Annotated in this window: 13 protein-coding genes; all 13 read left to right on the plus strand. The window is 73.4% G+C overall.

What is annotated here, in order from left to right; translation table 11 throughout:
* The first annotated feature begins 150 nt into the window (after nt 1-150).
* The 13 genes from ACQPXG_RS01370 (at nt 151) to ACQPXG_RS01430 (ending at nt 14,589) form a co-directional block, all read left to right on the plus strand.
* Nucleotides 151-1,740, plus strand: a complete 1,590-nt coding sequence (locus ACQPXG_RS01370) for a sigma-70 family RNA polymerase sigma factor (RefSeq protein ID WP_433465747.1) — start codon at nt 151-153, stop codon at nt 1,738-1,740.
* A 26-nt stretch (nt 1,741-1,766) separates the two neighbouring features.
* Nucleotides 1,767-2,765, plus strand: coding sequence for an adenylate/guanylate cyclase domain-containing protein (locus ACQPXG_RS01375; RefSeq protein WP_433465748.1), 999 nt, complete (start codon nt 1,767-1,769; stop codon nt 2,763-2,765).
* Nucleotides 2,766-2,934: 169 nt separating this feature from the next.
* Nucleotides 2,935-4,497, plus strand: coding sequence for an N-acyl-D-amino-acid deacylase family protein (locus ACQPXG_RS01380; RefSeq protein WP_433465749.1), 1,563 nt, complete (start codon nt 2,935-2,937; stop codon nt 4,495-4,497).
* A gap of 63 nt (nt 4,498-4,560) precedes the next feature.
* Nucleotides 4,561-5,613, plus strand: coding sequence for an ABC transporter substrate-binding protein (locus ACQPXG_RS01385; RefSeq protein ID WP_433465750.1), 1,053 nt, complete (start codon nt 4,561-4,563; stop codon nt 5,611-5,613).
* A 2-nt stretch (nt 5,614-5,615) separates the two neighbouring features.
* The gene (locus tag ACQPXG_RS01390; RefSeq protein WP_433465751.1) at nt 5,616-7,187 is read left to right on the plus strand and encodes a sugar ABC transporter ATP-binding protein; all 1,572 of its coding nucleotides are present in this window, start codon (nt 5,616-5,618) and stop codon (nt 7,185-7,187) included.
* Nucleotides 7,180-8,124 carry an ABC transporter permease gene (locus ACQPXG_RS01395; protein ID WP_433465752.1) on the plus strand — a complete coding sequence of 315 codons (945 nt, stop codon included), beginning with the start codon at nt 7,180-7,182 and terminating at the stop codon, nt 8,122-8,124. Before ACQPXG_RS01390 ends, ACQPXG_RS01395 begins: the two co-directional genes overlap by 8 nt.
* A complete protein-coding gene (locus tag ACQPXG_RS01400) occupies nt 8,125-9,096 on the plus strand; it encodes an ABC transporter permease (RefSeq protein ID WP_433465753.1) in 972 nt (323 codons plus the stop codon). It abuts the gene before it with no gap.
* Entirely contained in the window at nt 9,096-10,226 is a 1,131-nt protein-coding gene (locus tag ACQPXG_RS01405) for a M20 family metallopeptidase (protein WP_433465754.1), read from the plus strand. The genes ACQPXG_RS01400 and ACQPXG_RS01405 overlap by 1 nt, the downstream gene beginning before the upstream one ends.
* A complete protein-coding gene (locus tag ACQPXG_RS01410; RefSeq protein ID WP_433465755.1) occupies nt 10,223-10,966 on the plus strand; it encodes an MBL fold metallo-hydrolase in 744 nt (247 codons plus the stop codon). Before ACQPXG_RS01405 ends, ACQPXG_RS01410 begins: the two co-directional genes overlap by 4 nt.
* Complete coding sequence (locus ACQPXG_RS01415) at nt 10,963-11,781, plus strand: IclR family transcriptional regulator (protein ID WP_433465756.1); 819 nt, start codon at nt 10,963-10,965, stop codon at nt 11,779-11,781. The genes ACQPXG_RS01410 and ACQPXG_RS01415 overlap by 4 nt, the downstream gene beginning before the upstream one ends.
* A complete protein-coding gene (locus ACQPXG_RS01420; protein ID WP_433465757.1) occupies nt 11,778-12,989 on the plus strand; it encodes an alanine racemase in 1,212 nt (403 codons plus the stop codon). Before ACQPXG_RS01415 ends, ACQPXG_RS01420 begins: the two co-directional genes overlap by 4 nt.
* Nucleotides 12,990-13,000: 11 nt before the next feature.
* Nucleotides 13,001-13,642 (plus strand): bifunctional 4-hydroxy-2-oxoglutarate aldolase/2-dehydro-3-deoxy-phosphogluconate aldolase, encoded by a 642-nt coding sequence (locus ACQPXG_RS01425; RefSeq protein ID WP_433465758.1) that lies wholly within the window; start codon nt 13,001-13,003, stop codon nt 13,640-13,642.
* The gene (locus tag ACQPXG_RS01430; RefSeq protein WP_433465759.1) at nt 13,639-14,589 is read left to right on the plus strand and encodes a sugar kinase; all 951 of its coding nucleotides are present in this window, start codon (nt 13,639-13,641) and stop codon (nt 14,587-14,589) included. Before ACQPXG_RS01425 ends, ACQPXG_RS01430 begins: the two co-directional genes overlap by 4 nt.
* Nucleotides 14,590-14,597: the final 8 nt, after the last annotated feature.

Consider the following 14,597-nt stretch of genomic DNA (forward strand, 5'->3'; position numbering starts at 1 on the left):
GAGAGACGCGATATCTCACCTGGGCGTCACCTTACCGGCGAATTCGGTGAATGATGTGGTGCGAATGGGGTCGGTGGGTGTATGCAAGGTGGGCTGAATGTCCGGATGGCCCCCGTGGGGGCGGACCCACCGCCGGTGCCGGGAGCGTGAATGCCCAGGTTGTCCACCTCCGCACACTCGGCCGACCGAAAACTGGTCAACGGGCTGAATGAAGGCGACGAGGCCGCGATCGCCGCACTCTATGACGAGTACGGTGAGCGCCTTTATGACTACGCGCTGTCAATGTCGGGCGACGGGAAAGTCGCCGCCGACATCGTGCACGACACGTTCATCGACGCCTGCCGCCGCGCCCCCCGGATGCGCGACCACCTGCACCTGAGCGCCTGGCTGTACGGGGCGGCCCGGCGCCGCTGCGTCCGCCGCGGCCGGGCGAAGGTGCTGTTCTGGGACCGGGACGCCGAGTTCTCCGAAACCCCGTTCCTGGACCGTGCCGAACCGGACGACCCGCTGCCCGGCTGGCCGCCCACGGACGAGCTGCACGACCTGCTCCGCGCCGCCCTCGCCCGGCTGGAGCCCGTCGACCAGGAGGTGCTGCTCCTGGCGTACCGGCACGGGCTGCGTCCCGCCCGCCTCGGCGCGACGCTCGGCCTGTCGCCGCGGCGGGCCGCGATGCGGGTGCGGAAGGGGCACGCCGAGCTGGAGGCCGCGCTCCGCAAGGAGATCGACCGTGCCGGGCGGGCCTGCGCGGCCGGCGGGGAGCCGGACGAGGAGTCCCCGTCCACGGCGGTCCCCGTCCTCGCCGCCCGGGCCCCGGAGCGCAGGGAGGAGGAGTCCGCCGCTCCGGCCAAGGCGCGCCGCCTGCGCTTCCGGGGGGTCCCTCAGCAGGAGACCGACCCGGCGGCCGAAATGCACGCCGCCGAGTGTCCCGACTGCCGGCGCCGGAGCCGGGTGACGGCGGACGCGCTGCTCAGGCGGGCGCCCGCGCCGGTGCTGCCGGCGGCGCTGCGGCACCGCGTCATGCACACCGCGACGGATCCCGAGCTGGCGGGATACCGCGCCGACATCGCTGCTCGCGGCGGGGCGCTGACCCCGTCCGGCCTGCCGAGCCAGCCGGACGTGCCGTCGCCGTTCACCCGCCGATGGCTCTTCACCGGGGGCGGCATGGCGGGCGCGCTGGTCGCCGCGCTGGTCGCCGTGTTCATGATGGGCCCCGGCCTCGGCGCCAACACGCTCTCCTGGCCGCCGTTCCGGACGCATCCGCAGCCCGCGATCACGCATGAGAAGCCGGAGAGCCACGGCCACGGCAAGAAGGCGCCGGAGGGTTCCGGCGGCGCCCCGCAGGGCGGTCCCGTCCAGCCGGCCCCCAACCCGCAGACGCAGGACAAGGATCCGAAGCAGCCGAAGAACCCGGCGCAGTCGCCGCCGCCCCCGACCGAGCGGCCCGAGCAGCCCGGTGACCTCGTGGTGAGCCCCGCGAAGGTCGAGCTCTACGGGACGAAGACCGCCCAGGTCAGCCTCGCGGCCAAGAGCGGCCCCGTGGCGTGGACGGCGATGACGTCGTCCAACCAGCTGATCCTTTCGGAGACGCAGGGCGGCATCGCGGAGGACGGCACGACCCGGCTGACGCTGACCCTGCGCACGGCGCTCATCGGCCTGCCGGGGCAGGGGACGCTCACCTTCACCGACTCCGAGGGCGCCGCGCACCAGGTGACCGTGGTCTGGGGCGCGTCGATCCTCTGACGGCCCGGCGAGCATAGGGTTGGCGCGTGGCGGACGACATCGAAGAGACCCTCCTCGGCGGCCCTCTGCGCTACACGCGCGGGGAGGTCGAGGCCCTCTCGGGCGTCTCGGACGACTACGCGCGCCGCATCTGGCGGGCGCTCGGCTTCCCCGTCCCGCCGGACGACGAGGTCGCCTTCACCGACGGTGACGTGGCCGCCCTCAGGGAGATCCGCGAGGTCCTCTCCCACGATCTGGTGGACGAGGAGACCGTCCTCCAGCTCGTCCGCGCCGTCGGCCAGACGATGGGGCGGCTCGCCAGCTGGCTCGGCGACGTCTGGCTGCGCCGCCTCGGCGACCTTCCGCTCGACGAGCCCACCAGCACCGACCTCGTCACCGCCGCCCTCGCCGCCACCGAGGAGCTGCGGCCGGCGTTCGAGCGGCTCCTCCTGCACGGCTGGCGACGCCAGCTCGCCGCCGCGGGCATGCGGGCCACCGCGTCGACCGCCGCCGCACAGGCCGACCCCGTCGCCGGCGTCGCCCTCCTCGCGGTCGGCTTCGCCGACGTCGTGTCGTTCACCCGGCTGAGCCGAGGCCTCGACGGCGACGCCCTCGCCGGCTTCGTCGAACGCTTCGAGTCGGCCACCACGGAGATCGTCGCGGAGTGCGGCGGCCGCGTCGTCAAGACCCTCGGGGACGAGGTCCTCTTCGTCGCATCGACCCCGGACGCCGCCGCCGAGATCGGCCTGCGCATCGCGAACCACTTCAACGAGGCCCCCGACGTCCCCGAGGTCCGGGTCGGCCTCGCCTACGGGGACGTCATCCAGCGCCTGGGCGACGTCTTCGGCACGCCGGTCAACATGGCCGCCCGCCTGACCGCCACCGCCCATCCCGGAACGGTTCTCGCCGGCCCCGACCTTGCCACCGTCCTCCCCAAGGACATTTACGACGTCTCCGCCCTGCGTCCGCGCCCCCTCCAAGGTCTGGGCCGCGTACGGCCGTACGTGCTGCGGCGTCCCCGGAGGAGTCCGCGGGCGGCCGTCTGACCGGGGCGCCCCTCCCGTCGGCTCTTCGGTAACGACGCAGGTCATGGGCACGTTCTGCAATGCAAAATCATGTGTTGCAAATCTGGTGCCGTGCTCGGTTCGCACCATAGCCTCCACGACTACCGGCGCAGAAGTCCGGTTACGTGCTCGTTGAGGCGAATGAGGTCCGATGTACGATCTGCTGGTTCGCGGGGGGACGGTGCTGGACGGCACCGGTGCCCCCGGGCGCCGCGCGGACGTGGCCGTCACCGCGGGCCGGATCTCGGCGGTGGACCCCATGGACGGCGCGCAGGCGGCCATGGAGATCGACGCCACCGCCCGTTACGTCATGCCGGGCTTCATCGACACCCACGTGCACGGCGACGCGGCCGTGTTCGACCCGGACGTGCAGCTCGCCGCTCTGCGGCAGGGCGTCACCACGTTCGTTCTCGGGCAGGACGGCCTGTCCTACGCGCCGGCGAGCGCGGAGACGCTCCGGTACGTCAGCCGGTACTTCGCACCGGTCAACGGCACCCATCCGGCTCTCGGCGACGGACCCGTCTCGGTCGCCGAACTGCTCGCCGGATATGACCGGAAGACACCGCTCAACACCGTCTACCTGCTCCCCCACGGAACGATCCGGCACGGCGTCATGGGGACGGCGCGGCGCGCGCCCGAGCCCGGTGAGCTGGCGGCGATGCGCGCGCAGGTCGAGCAGGGGCTGTCGGAGGGCGCGGCCGGGCTGTCCACCGGCCTTGAGTACGTGCCGGGCGCCTACGCCGACGCCACCGAGATCGCGGCGCTGTGCACGCCGGTCGGGGCGGCCGGGCTGCCCTACGTCACGCACATGCGCGGGTACGAGTCGGCGGCCGTCACGGCGATGGCCGAGGTGCTGGAGATCGCCCGGGCCGGACGCGTCGCCCCGCATGTCTCGCACTACCACGGGCCCAAGCACGACCTGCTGGCACTTGTGGACAACGCGCACGCCGAAGGCATCGACCTGACCTTCGACAACTACCCCTACCTGCGGGGATCCAGCACGCTGACCCTCGTCACGCTGCCCGGCTGGCTGCCGGTCGCCGACCTTGACGCCACGCTGGAGGAGCTCGCCGACCCGTCCGTCCGGGAAAGGCTGGAGCGCGACTGGTTCGCGCACCGCGCCGAGGTGTGGCCGCGCATCACGCTGTCGCACGTCCCCGCCGCCGAGTTCCGGTGGGCCGAGGGGATGAGCCTGCCGGACGCGGCGGAGCGGGCCGGGAAGGGGCCCGGCGAGTTCTGCTGCGACCTGCTCGTGGCCACCCGCCTGGAGGCGGGCTGCGTGTTCGGGCAGCCGCCGACCAACAGCGAGGACTCGGTGCGGGCGCTGCTGCGGCATCCCGCCCAGATGTCCGGCTCCGACGCCATCTACCAGGGCGGGCACCCGCATCCGCGGGGCTGGGGCGCGTTCGCGCGGCTGCTGGGCCGGCACGTCCGCGACCTCGGCGACTGGACGTGGGAGCAGGCCGCCGTGCACCTCGCCGGACGCGCCGCCGGCCGGTTCCGGCTCACCGGCCGGGGCCGCGTCGAGGCCGGGTACGCCGCCGACCTCGTCGTGGTGGACCCCGCCACCGTCACCGACCGAGCCACCTATGAGGGACCCAGGGTGCCCGCCGATGGCGTCGAGCACGTCGTCGTCAATGGCGTTCCCGTCCTCGTCGGCGGCGTCCTCACGAAGCCCGGAGAGCCGCCGGGACGGGTCCTGAGACCCGCCTGATCACCCCCCCGCCCCGTTCGCCGGAGCCCGCCCCGGGTTCCGGACCAGCACAAGGAGTCCCCCATGATCGGTAGGTTCACGCGCGCCGTCGTGGCCGTCACGGCGCTCGGCACGCTGGCCGCCACCGCCGCGTGCGGTGTCGACTCCGGCACCGAAGCCTCGTCCGGCGGCGCCGGTAAGTCCAAGGCCCTCAAGGTGGGCTGGTCCACGATCTACCTGACCCCGTCGTGGATGCAGCAGACCGACAAGATGATGAAGGACGACGTCGCGAAGCTGAAGCAGGACGGCGAGATCGCCGACTACCAGGTGTTCAACGCCAACGGCGACACCTCCCAGCAGATCGCGCAGATCCGGGCGATGATCCAGCAGAAGTACGACGTGATCATCGTGGACGCGGGGTCGTCCACGGCGCTGAACCCCGCGCTGGAGCAGGCCGTCGACGCGGGCATCACGGTCGTGAACTTCGACAGCCTGGTCACCTCCGGAAAGGTCGTGCGGGTCGGCACCGACCAGAAGGAGTGGGGCCGGATGATGGGCCAGTGGCTCGGCGACCGGCTGGCCGGCAAGGGCAAGATCATCGCGTTCAACGGCCCGGCCGGGGTCGCGGTCAGCGAGGAGCGCTGGCAGGGCGCCGAGGAGGCGCTGAAGAAGTACCCCGGCATCAAGATCGTCGCCAACGTGCACAGCGAGTACAACCTGGCGCCGGCCGCGCAGGCGTTCGCCTCGGCGTACTCCGCGAACCCCGGCATCGACGGCGTCTTCTCCCAGGGCGGAGCGCTCTCGGCGGCCGCGCTGCAGACGCTCGTCAAGCAGAAGAAGAAGCTCGTCCCGATCACCGGTGAGAACTACAACGGGTTCCTCAAGCTGTGGAAGGAGCACGAGTCCGGCGGGTTCTCCTCGCTGTCGACCGCGCAGCCGAACTACCTCGGCGTGATCGCGCTCCGCGCGGCGGTCGCGAAGGCCGGCGGCGCGTCGGTGCCGAACCAGATCACCGTCCCGCTGCCCAAGATCACCGACGAGAACCTGGACCAGTACGTCAAGCCGGACCAGCCCGACGACTCCTATCCGATCCCGGCGCTTCCGCAGTCCGAGATCGACAAGCTGATCGGCAAGTAGCGATGACGCTCCTGGCCGTCGAGCGGGTCTCGAAGTCCTTCGCGGGCAACCGGGTGCTGCACGAGGTGAGCTTCGACGTCCGCGCCGGTGAGGTGCTCGCCCTCGTGGGCGAGAACGGCGCGGGCAAGAGCACCGTCCTGTCGCTCATCACGGGACTGCTGGCGCCCGACGCCGGGCGGGTGGTCTACGGCGGCCGCCCCGTGCGGTTCCCGGGAGGTGCGGGGGGCCGTCCCTCCGCGGGGAACGCGGACCCGGCCTGGTCTCCGCACCGCGCACGGGCCGCCGGGATCGGCTCGGTGCACCAGGAGCTCAGCCTCAACCCGCACCAGACCGTCGCCGAGAACGTGTTCCTCGGCCAGTGGCCGGCGCGGCGCGGCCTGGTCCTGCGCCGCGACCTCGCCCGGCGCGCCCGGCCGCTGCTGGAACGCGTCGGCCTGCGCGTCGACCCGCTGACCCGGGCGGGACGCCTCCCGCTCGGGCAGCAGCAGCTCGTCGAGCTGGCCAAGGCGCTCGCCTCCGGCCCGCGGCTGCTGATCCTGGACGAGGCCACGTCCGCCCTGGACGACGACCAGGTCGACGGCGTCTTCAAGGTCGTGGACGAGCTGCGCGAGGCGGGGTCGTCCGTCGTCATCGTCAGCCACCGGATGAGCGAGCTGTTCGCCGTCGCCGACCGGCTGACAGTCCTCAAGGACGGCGAGGTCATGGCGACCCGGGAGCGGGCGGAGACCGATCACGACGACATCGTGCGTCTGATGATCGGACGGGAGCTGTCCGATCTGTTCCCGCCGAAGGCCGGGACGGCGGGCAAGCGGGTGGCCGGGACGGCGGGCGAGCCGGTGCTGAGCGCGCGGGGGCTGACCGTTCCCGGTGCCTGCGCCGGCGTCGACCTCGATCTGCTCCCCGGGCGGATCCTCGGCCTCGGCGGGCTCCAGGGCCAGGGGCAGCGGGCGGTGCTGCGCGCGCTGTTCGGGCTCGTCCGGCACACCGGGCGGATCGAGCTGGACGGGCGTCCCGCGCGGCTGGCGTCCCCGCGCGAGGCGATCCGCGGCCGCATCGCCTACGTCCCGGAGGACCGCAAGGTGGAGGGACTGCACGTGGCGCAGACCGTCCGGGCCAACCTGTCCCTCACCAACCTCGGCGTCGTGGCGCCCGCCCGGCGGCTCACCACCGTCGACCGCCGCGCCGAGGCGACGCTGGTCGCCGACCTGGTCGAGCGGATGCGGATCAAGGCGGCCGGGCCGGACCAGGAGGCGCGCCGGCTGTCCGGCGGCAACCAGCAGAAGGTCGCGCTGGCCCGCTGGCTGCCGTCCGAGCCTCGGATCCTGCTGCTGGCCGAGCCCACCCGGGGCATCGACGTCGGCACCAAGCGCGAGATCTACCACCTGCTCCGCCGGCTGGCCGACGGCGGCGTGGCGGTGCTGGTCACCTCGGGAGACACCATGGAACTGGTCGGCCTGTGCGACGAGGTCGCCGTCATGTACGAGGGCGCGGTCGTGGACCGGCTGTCGGGCGGCGACCTCACCGAGGAGCGGCTGGTCCGCGCCTCCGTCACCGGGACGGTGGCGCATGCCTGACCGCCTCGCCGGCGTCCTGCGCGGCAATCTGGACGTGGCCGGCCTCGGCGCGCTGCTGATCGTCCTGCTGGCCGCCTACAGCCACTACGACTCCGGGCTGTTCACCCCGGCGTCCATCACGATCCTGTCGGCGCAGTTCCTGCCGCTGATCCTCGCCGCGATGGCGCAGAGCACGGTCATGCTGGCCGGCGGCATCGACCTGTCGCTCGGCTCGGTGCTGGCGCTCGCGATGGCGGTGTTCGCCGTCCGCGCCGAGCACGGCGTCGCGCTCGCCGCCGTCCTCGCGCTGGCGGCCGCCGCCGCGACCGGGGCCGCGAACGGCGTGCTCGTCGCTCACGCCGGGCTGCCGCCGATCATCGTGACGCTGGCGGCGTCCTTCCTGTGGGGCGGCGTCACGCTCGTGGTGCTGCCGAAGCCGGGCGGCAGTGTCCCGTCCGCCCTGGTCAAGGCGTACAACAACGGCTGGAACGGCGTCGCGCTGCCGTTCGTGGCGGTCGTCCTGGTCCTGGTGCTCTGGAAGATCGTGCGGACGACCCGGTTCGGGCTGTCCCTGTACGCGGTCGGCGGCAACGAGCACGGCGCCTACGCCAGCGGCATCGCCACCCGCAGGGTGAAGATCTCCGCCTACGCGCTGGCCGGCGTCTTCGTCGGCCTCGCGGGCATCGGCCTCGCCGTCCAGACCGGATCGGGGGACGCCACGATCGGCGCCCCGTACACGCTGAACTCGATCGCCGCGTCGGTGCTCGCCGGGGTCAGCTTCTTCGGCGGCGTCGGGCAGATGCGCGCGACCGTCCTGGCGGCGCTGCTGATCGGCCTGCTGACCAACCTGCTGCTGTTCACCGGCCTGTCGCCGTTCTACCAGCTGATCATGCAGGGCGCGGTGCTGATCGTGGCGATCGCCGTCAAGACCTTCGCGACCCGGGAGAGGACGGACTGAATGACCGCGCTACCGCATGCCGCGGGCGCCCTGCGCCACCGGCTGGCAGGGACGCTGCGCGGCGACCGCGCCGCCTGGGCGTTCGGCGTGCTGATCGTGACCTGGATCGCCGCGATCCTGTTCGCCAAGGGGTTCGACAGCGTCTCCAGCGTCCGCTACATCGTGCAGACCGCCGCCTTCCTGGGCATCGTGGCCGTCGGCCAGACCCTCGTGATCATGATGAGCGGGATCGACCTGTCGGTGTCCGGGGTCGTCGCGCTGTCGGCGGTGGTGTGCGCGCAGGTGGCGTCCGGCTCGGGCGGGCCCGCGGGGGTCGCCGCCGCGCTCGCGGCGAGCGTCCTGGTCGGGGTCGCCAACGCCGCCGGGGTGACCTGGCTGCGGGTGCCGCCGATGGTGATGACGCTGGCCACCGGCACGATCGTCGCCGGCGCGCTGCTCGTCTACACCGACGGGTCGCCGAAGTCGGCGAAGGTGCCGCTGCTGGCGTCGCTGGCCAACGACCGCGCCATGGGCGTGCCGCTCGCGTTCGTCCTGTGGATCGCCATCACCACGGTCGCCGCCTGGCTGCTGCACGCCTCCCGGGTCGGACGGTACGTGTTCGCGCTCGGCAACGGTGAGCGGGCTTCGCGTGCGTCCGGTGTGCCTCTCGCGCGCACCACGTTCGTCGCCTACGGGACGTGCGCGCTGCTCGCCGGGGTGTCCGGGCTGGTGCTGCTCGGGTTCACGTCCACCAGTTCGCTGACGATGGGCAATCCGTACCAACTGCTGTCGATCGCGTCGGTGGTGCTGGGCGGGACGTCCATCCTCGGCGGGCGCGGGCACGTGCTCGGGACCGTCGCCGGCGCGCTGCTGCTGACCCTGCTGACCGCGCTGCTGGCCGCATGGAACATGTCCGAGGGCGTCCGGCAGATCATGCTCGGGCTGCTCATCATCGCGCTGCTGCTCGCCTACGCGCGGGAACGGCGGTCCTGATGGCGGCGTCGGGGGAACTGCTGCGGGCGATGGTCGGCATCGCCAGCGTCAACCCGCGCGCCGGTTCCGGCCCGGGGTTCGGCGAGGCGGCGATCGCCGAACACGTGCGGGGCTGGCTCGCCGACCACGGTGTGCGGGCCGAGCTGCGGGAGGTGCTGCCGGGACGTCCCAACGTGATCGCGACCGTGCCGGGCCGCGGCCCGCGCATGGTGCTCCTCGAATCGCACCTGGACACGGTCGAGACCACCGGCATGACGGTCGACCCGTTCGCCGGGACGATCCGGGACGGCCGCCTGTACGGGCGCGGCGCATGCGACGCCAAAGGGCCTCTCGCGGCGTTCATGCTGGCGGCGGCCGAGCTCGCGGCCGACCCGCCGGACACCGGGGTCGTCCTCGCCGGGGTGGTGGACGAGGAGCACGCCTACCAGGGTGTCCTCGGCCTGATCTCCGATCTCGCCGGCCTCCCGGTCGCGGGCGCCATCGTGGGCGAGCCGACCGGGCTGGTTCCGGCCACGGCGCACAAGGGCTGCGTCCGCTACACCGTCCGGACGCTGGGAAGGGCCGGGCACAGCTCCCGCCCGGACGAGGCCGTCAACGCCGTCACCCTCATGGCCCGCGTGATCGACCACATCGACCGCACTTCGCCGGACGTCCCGCCACATCCGCTGCTGGGGCCCGCGACCCGCTGCGTCACCCGGGTGCGGGGCGGCGAAGGCCCGAACACCGTCCCCGGCCGCTGCGAGATCGACATCGACCGCCGCACCCTCCCCGGCGAGGACCCCTTGGACGTGTGGCGCCGCGACCGTGCCGAACTCGGCGCGCTCGGCCGTATCGAGGTGGACGAGCCGTTCACCGTCGACCACGCCCTCGACACCCCCGCCACCAGTCCGGTGCCCGCCGCCCTGTGCGCGGCACTGTCGGCGGCGAGACGGCCGGCGACCGTCCACGGCATGCCGTTCGGCACCGACGCCAGCAAACTCGCCCGCGCCGGCATCCCCTCGGTCGTCTTCGGCCCCGGCTCGATCGCGGACGCCCACTCCGCCGACGAGTCGGTCGCGCTCGCCGACGTGGACCTCGCCGCCCGCCTGGTCGCCGACACCGTCCGCTCCCTCGACGGGGGGACTGCATGAGGCTGACGCGGCATGTCGAGCTCATCGGCAGTGGCTCGGCGGGGTTCGATCTGACCGATCCGCTGGACTGCCACGTGTACCTCGTGCGCGGGTCGCGGGGTGCGGCGCTGATCGACGCGGGGGCCGGAGTCTCCGCCGGACCGTTCGCGCGGCTGTTGCTCGCGGCGGCCGGGCCCGCCGGAGAGCGGCATCTGCTGCTCACCCACGGGCACGCCGACCATGCGGGCGGGGCCGCCGAGATCGCGCGGCACGTCGAGGGGCTCGCCGTCCGGGCGGGGGCACCCGCGGATGAATGGATCGCGTCCGGTGCCGAGGAGATGCTCAGCGTCGATCGCGGCAAGGCGGCCGGGGTCTACCCCGAGGCGTACGAGTTCGCGGCATGCCCGTCCGTTCGCCCCATCGCGGATGGGGAGCGGATCGACCTCGGCGGAGGCGTCGTTCTGCGGGCGGTCGCCACGCCCGGGCACGCGGACGGGCACACCTGTTACCTGCTGGAGGCGCCCGAAGGGACGGCGCTGTTCTCCGGCGACTGCGTGTTCACCGGCGGGCGCATCTCCCTGCAGAACCTCCACGATTCGCGCGTCCCCGAATACGCGGCGAGCCTGGAGCGGCTCGCCGCGCTGGAGATCGGCATGCTGCTGCCAGGCCATCATGAGATCTCACTCGCCCGTGCGGGACGTCATCTGAGAGCCGCGCGGGACGTCCTGAGCCGCGGCCTGCTTCCGGGGAGCACGACATGACCACCGAAGACGCCAAGCCCCGCAACCAGTCGTCGTCGCTGCGCCGCGCGCTCGCGGTGCTCGACCACGTCCGCGACAACGCCGACACCCGGGGCGTCTCGCTGACCCGCGTCGCCGACGACCTCGGCATCAGCAAGAGCACCGTGCTGCGGCTCGCGCAGCCGCTCATCGACGGCGACCTGCTCACCCGGGACCGCGAGACCGGCTGGTTCCGGCTCGGGCACGGCGCGCTGCGGCTGGGGCAGGCGTACCTGTCGTCGCTGGACATGCGGTCGGTCGCCGCCGACCCGCTGCGCCGCCTCCAGCACGTCGTGGGGGAGACCTGCCACCTCGTCGTCTACGACGCCCCCGACGTCGTCTACATCGACAAGGTGGAGAACGAGCACAACGTCCGGATGGCGTCGCGTGTCGGGATGCGGATTCCCGCCTACCGGACGGCCGTCGGCAAGGCCATCCTCGCCTGGCTCGGCGAGGACGACTTCCAGACCGTCGTCGCGGCCGGCATGCCGCGGCGCACCGAGCGCACGATCACCGACCCGGCGCGGCTGGCCGCCGAGCTGGAACGGGTACGCCTGTCCGGGTACGCCGTCGACGACCGGGAGAACGAGCCGGAGGTGCGCTGCGTCGCCGCGCCGATCTTCGACCACACCGACCGGGCCGCGGGGGCGCTGAGCGTGTCCGGGCTGACGTCCCGGATGACGCCGGCGCGGGTCCGGGAGGTCGGGCCGATGGTCGAGCGGGCGGCGCTGGAGGTGTCCCGGGTGCTCGGCTCGTCCCGGCCGCGCCGCCGAAGCGAAGAAGGGAACCAGCCGTGAGCCTCACCATTCCCAGCGAGCACGTCGACTGGCGGACGAAGGGCCTGTGGCAGCCGCGGCCCGTCCCGCTGGACGAGTTCGCCGCCGCCCGGCATCCGCTGTTCGGCGGCCCGTTCACCTGGCCGGTCATGGTGGCGCGGCGGTCGGCGCTGGAGCACAACGTCGCCGCGCTCGCGGCCTTCTGCGGCGAGCACGGGCTGGCGTTCGCGCCGCACGGCAAGACGTCCATGGCCCCCTCGCTCTTCCAGGCCCAGCTGGACGCGGGCGCGTGGGGCATCACCGCCGCGACCGCGAACCAGGTCCTCGCCTACCGGACGTTCGGCGTCCCCCGGATCCTGCTGGCCAACGAGCTGCTCGACCCGACCGCGCTCCGCTGGCTCGGCGGCGAGATCGACCGCGGCATGGAGTTCCTGCTGTACGCGGACTCGCCGGAGGGCGTCGCCGCGATCTCCGCCGTGGCCGGGGAACGTCCGTTCCAGGTGCTGGTCGAGCTCGGCCACCGCGATGGGCGCACCGGCTGCCGCACCGTCGAGGAACTGGCCGGGGTCGCCCGCGCCGTCGCCGCCGCGCCCGGCACCGAGCTCGCCGGGGTCGCCGGATACGAGGGCGGGCTGCCGGACGTCGCGTCCGCCGCCGCCTACCTCCAGGCGCTCCGCGACGCGACGATCGAGCTGGCCCCGCTGCTCCCCCGCGACGTCGTCGTCACGGCGGGCGGCAGTGCCTACTTCGACCAGGTCGCCGAGCGGCTCGCGGGCGACTGGCTGCCCGGCCACGACCTCACCGTCATCCTGCGCAGCGGCGCCTACGTGTCCCACGACGACGGTCTCTACACGAGGAAGACGCCGTTCAACCGCGTGCCGGGGTCGCTGGACGCGGCGCTGGAGATCTGGGCGCAGGTCACGTCCGTCCCGGAGCCCGGCCTGGCGATCGTCGGGATGGGCAAGCGGGAGGCGCCCTACGACGCGGGCCTGCCCGTCCCGCTCCGGCTGCGGAGGACGGACGGCACGATCCTCCCCGCGGACGGCATGCGCGTCACCGACACCAACGACCACCACGCCTACGTGGCCTTCGGCGACCCGTCACCGCGTCCCGGCGACCTGATCTGCTTCGGCATCTCCCACCCGTGCACGGCCTTCGACAAGTGGCAGGTCATCCCCGTCGTGGACGACGACCACACGGTCACCGACCTGATCCGCACCTACTTCTGAGAGGACGCCCGATGACCCCCCGCATGGCTCCGGGCGCCGCGCTGACGGCGACCGGAGTGGTCGCGGTCGTGCGCGGCACCCGCGCCGACCACGTCGCCGACGTCCTGGACACCCTGGTCGCCGCCGGCGTCCGGTGCCTGGAGATCACCCTGAACACCCCGGGCGCCCTGGACGCCCTGGGTGCGGCCCGGGACCGGCTTTCCGGTGACGTCGAACTCGGCGCCGGGACGGTCCGGACCGCGGCGGACGCGAAGGCCGCCCTCGCCGCGGGCGCGTCCTTCCTCGTCGCCCCCGACACGAGCGAGGAGGTCGCCGCCGTGGCCCGCGACCATGGCGTCGCCTACTACCCGGGCGCGCTCACGCCGAACGAGGTCGCCCGCGCCTGGGATCTCGGCGCGACCGCCGTCAAGATCTTCCCGGCGAGCGTGTTCGGCCCGCGCTACCTGCGTGCTCTCAGGGATCCGTTCCGGGACGTCCTGCTGCTGCCGACGGGCGGCATCGGCCCCGGCAACGCCGCCGACTACATCGCGTCGGGCGCGCGGGCCGTCGGCGCGGGCGGCTCCCTGATCGGCGACGCCCTCGACGGCGGCTCCCTCGACGCCCTGGCCGACCGTGCAGGCCTGCTCCTCACCGCCGTGGAGGCCGCCCGATGACGGTCGACCTCGTCACGTTCGGCGAGACCATGGCGCGGCTGGAGAACCCGGTCACCGGGCCGATGCGGCATGCCCGCTCGCTCGACCTCGGCATCGCCGGCGCCGAGTCGAACACGGCGATCGGCCTCTGCCGCCTCGGCGGGTCCGCGGCCTGGTTCGGCCGCGTCGGCGACGACGAGTTCGGCAGGCTGATCACCACCGCGCTCGCCGGGGAGGGCGTCCGCCTCGGCCACACGGTGGTGGACGAGACAGCGCCGACCGCGTTGCTATTCAAGGAGCACCGGTCGGGGACGCTGACCCGCGTCCAGTACTACCGGACGGGCAGCGCCGGCTCCCGGCTGAGCCCCGCCGACGTCCCGCACGACCTGATCCGTTCCGCCCGCGTCCTGCACGTCACCGGCATCACCGCCGCGATCGGCGACACGGCCCGTAAGGCCTTGGACGACGCCATCGAGACGGCACGGGACGCGGGCGTGCCGGTTTCGCTCGACCTCAACTACCGCGCTGCGCTGTGGACGCCCGCGGAGGCCGGGGAATGCCTGCACAACCTGGTCAAGCGCGCCGACCTGGTGTTCGCGACCGAGCAGGAGGCGCGGCTGGTCGTTCCCGGCGAAGACCCCACCGGGCTCGCCACCGGCCTGGCCGCGCTCGGCCCGCGCGAGGTCCTGGTCAAGCGGGGAGCCGCCGGGGCCGTGGCGTTCTGCGACGGGCGCCTGCACGTCCAGCCCGCCCACCGCGTTCCGGTCGTCGACCCGGTCGGCGCGGGGGACGCGTTCGCCGCCGGGTACCTGGCCGAGTTCGTCCGCGGCCTTCCCATCGCCGCCCGGCTGGCCACCGCCACGGCCGCCGGCGCGTACGCCGTCACCGTCCGCGGTGACTGGGAGGGCCTGCCGAGCCGCGCCGACCTGGACCTTCTGAAAGCCGCCGAAGACAACGTCACCCGTTGAAGGAGACG

Source organism: Spirillospora sp. CA-128828, assembly GCF_050945415.1.
In the GTDB taxonomy this organism is placed as follows: domain Bacteria; phylum Actinomycetota; class Actinomycetes; order Streptosporangiales; family Streptosporangiaceae; genus Spirillospora.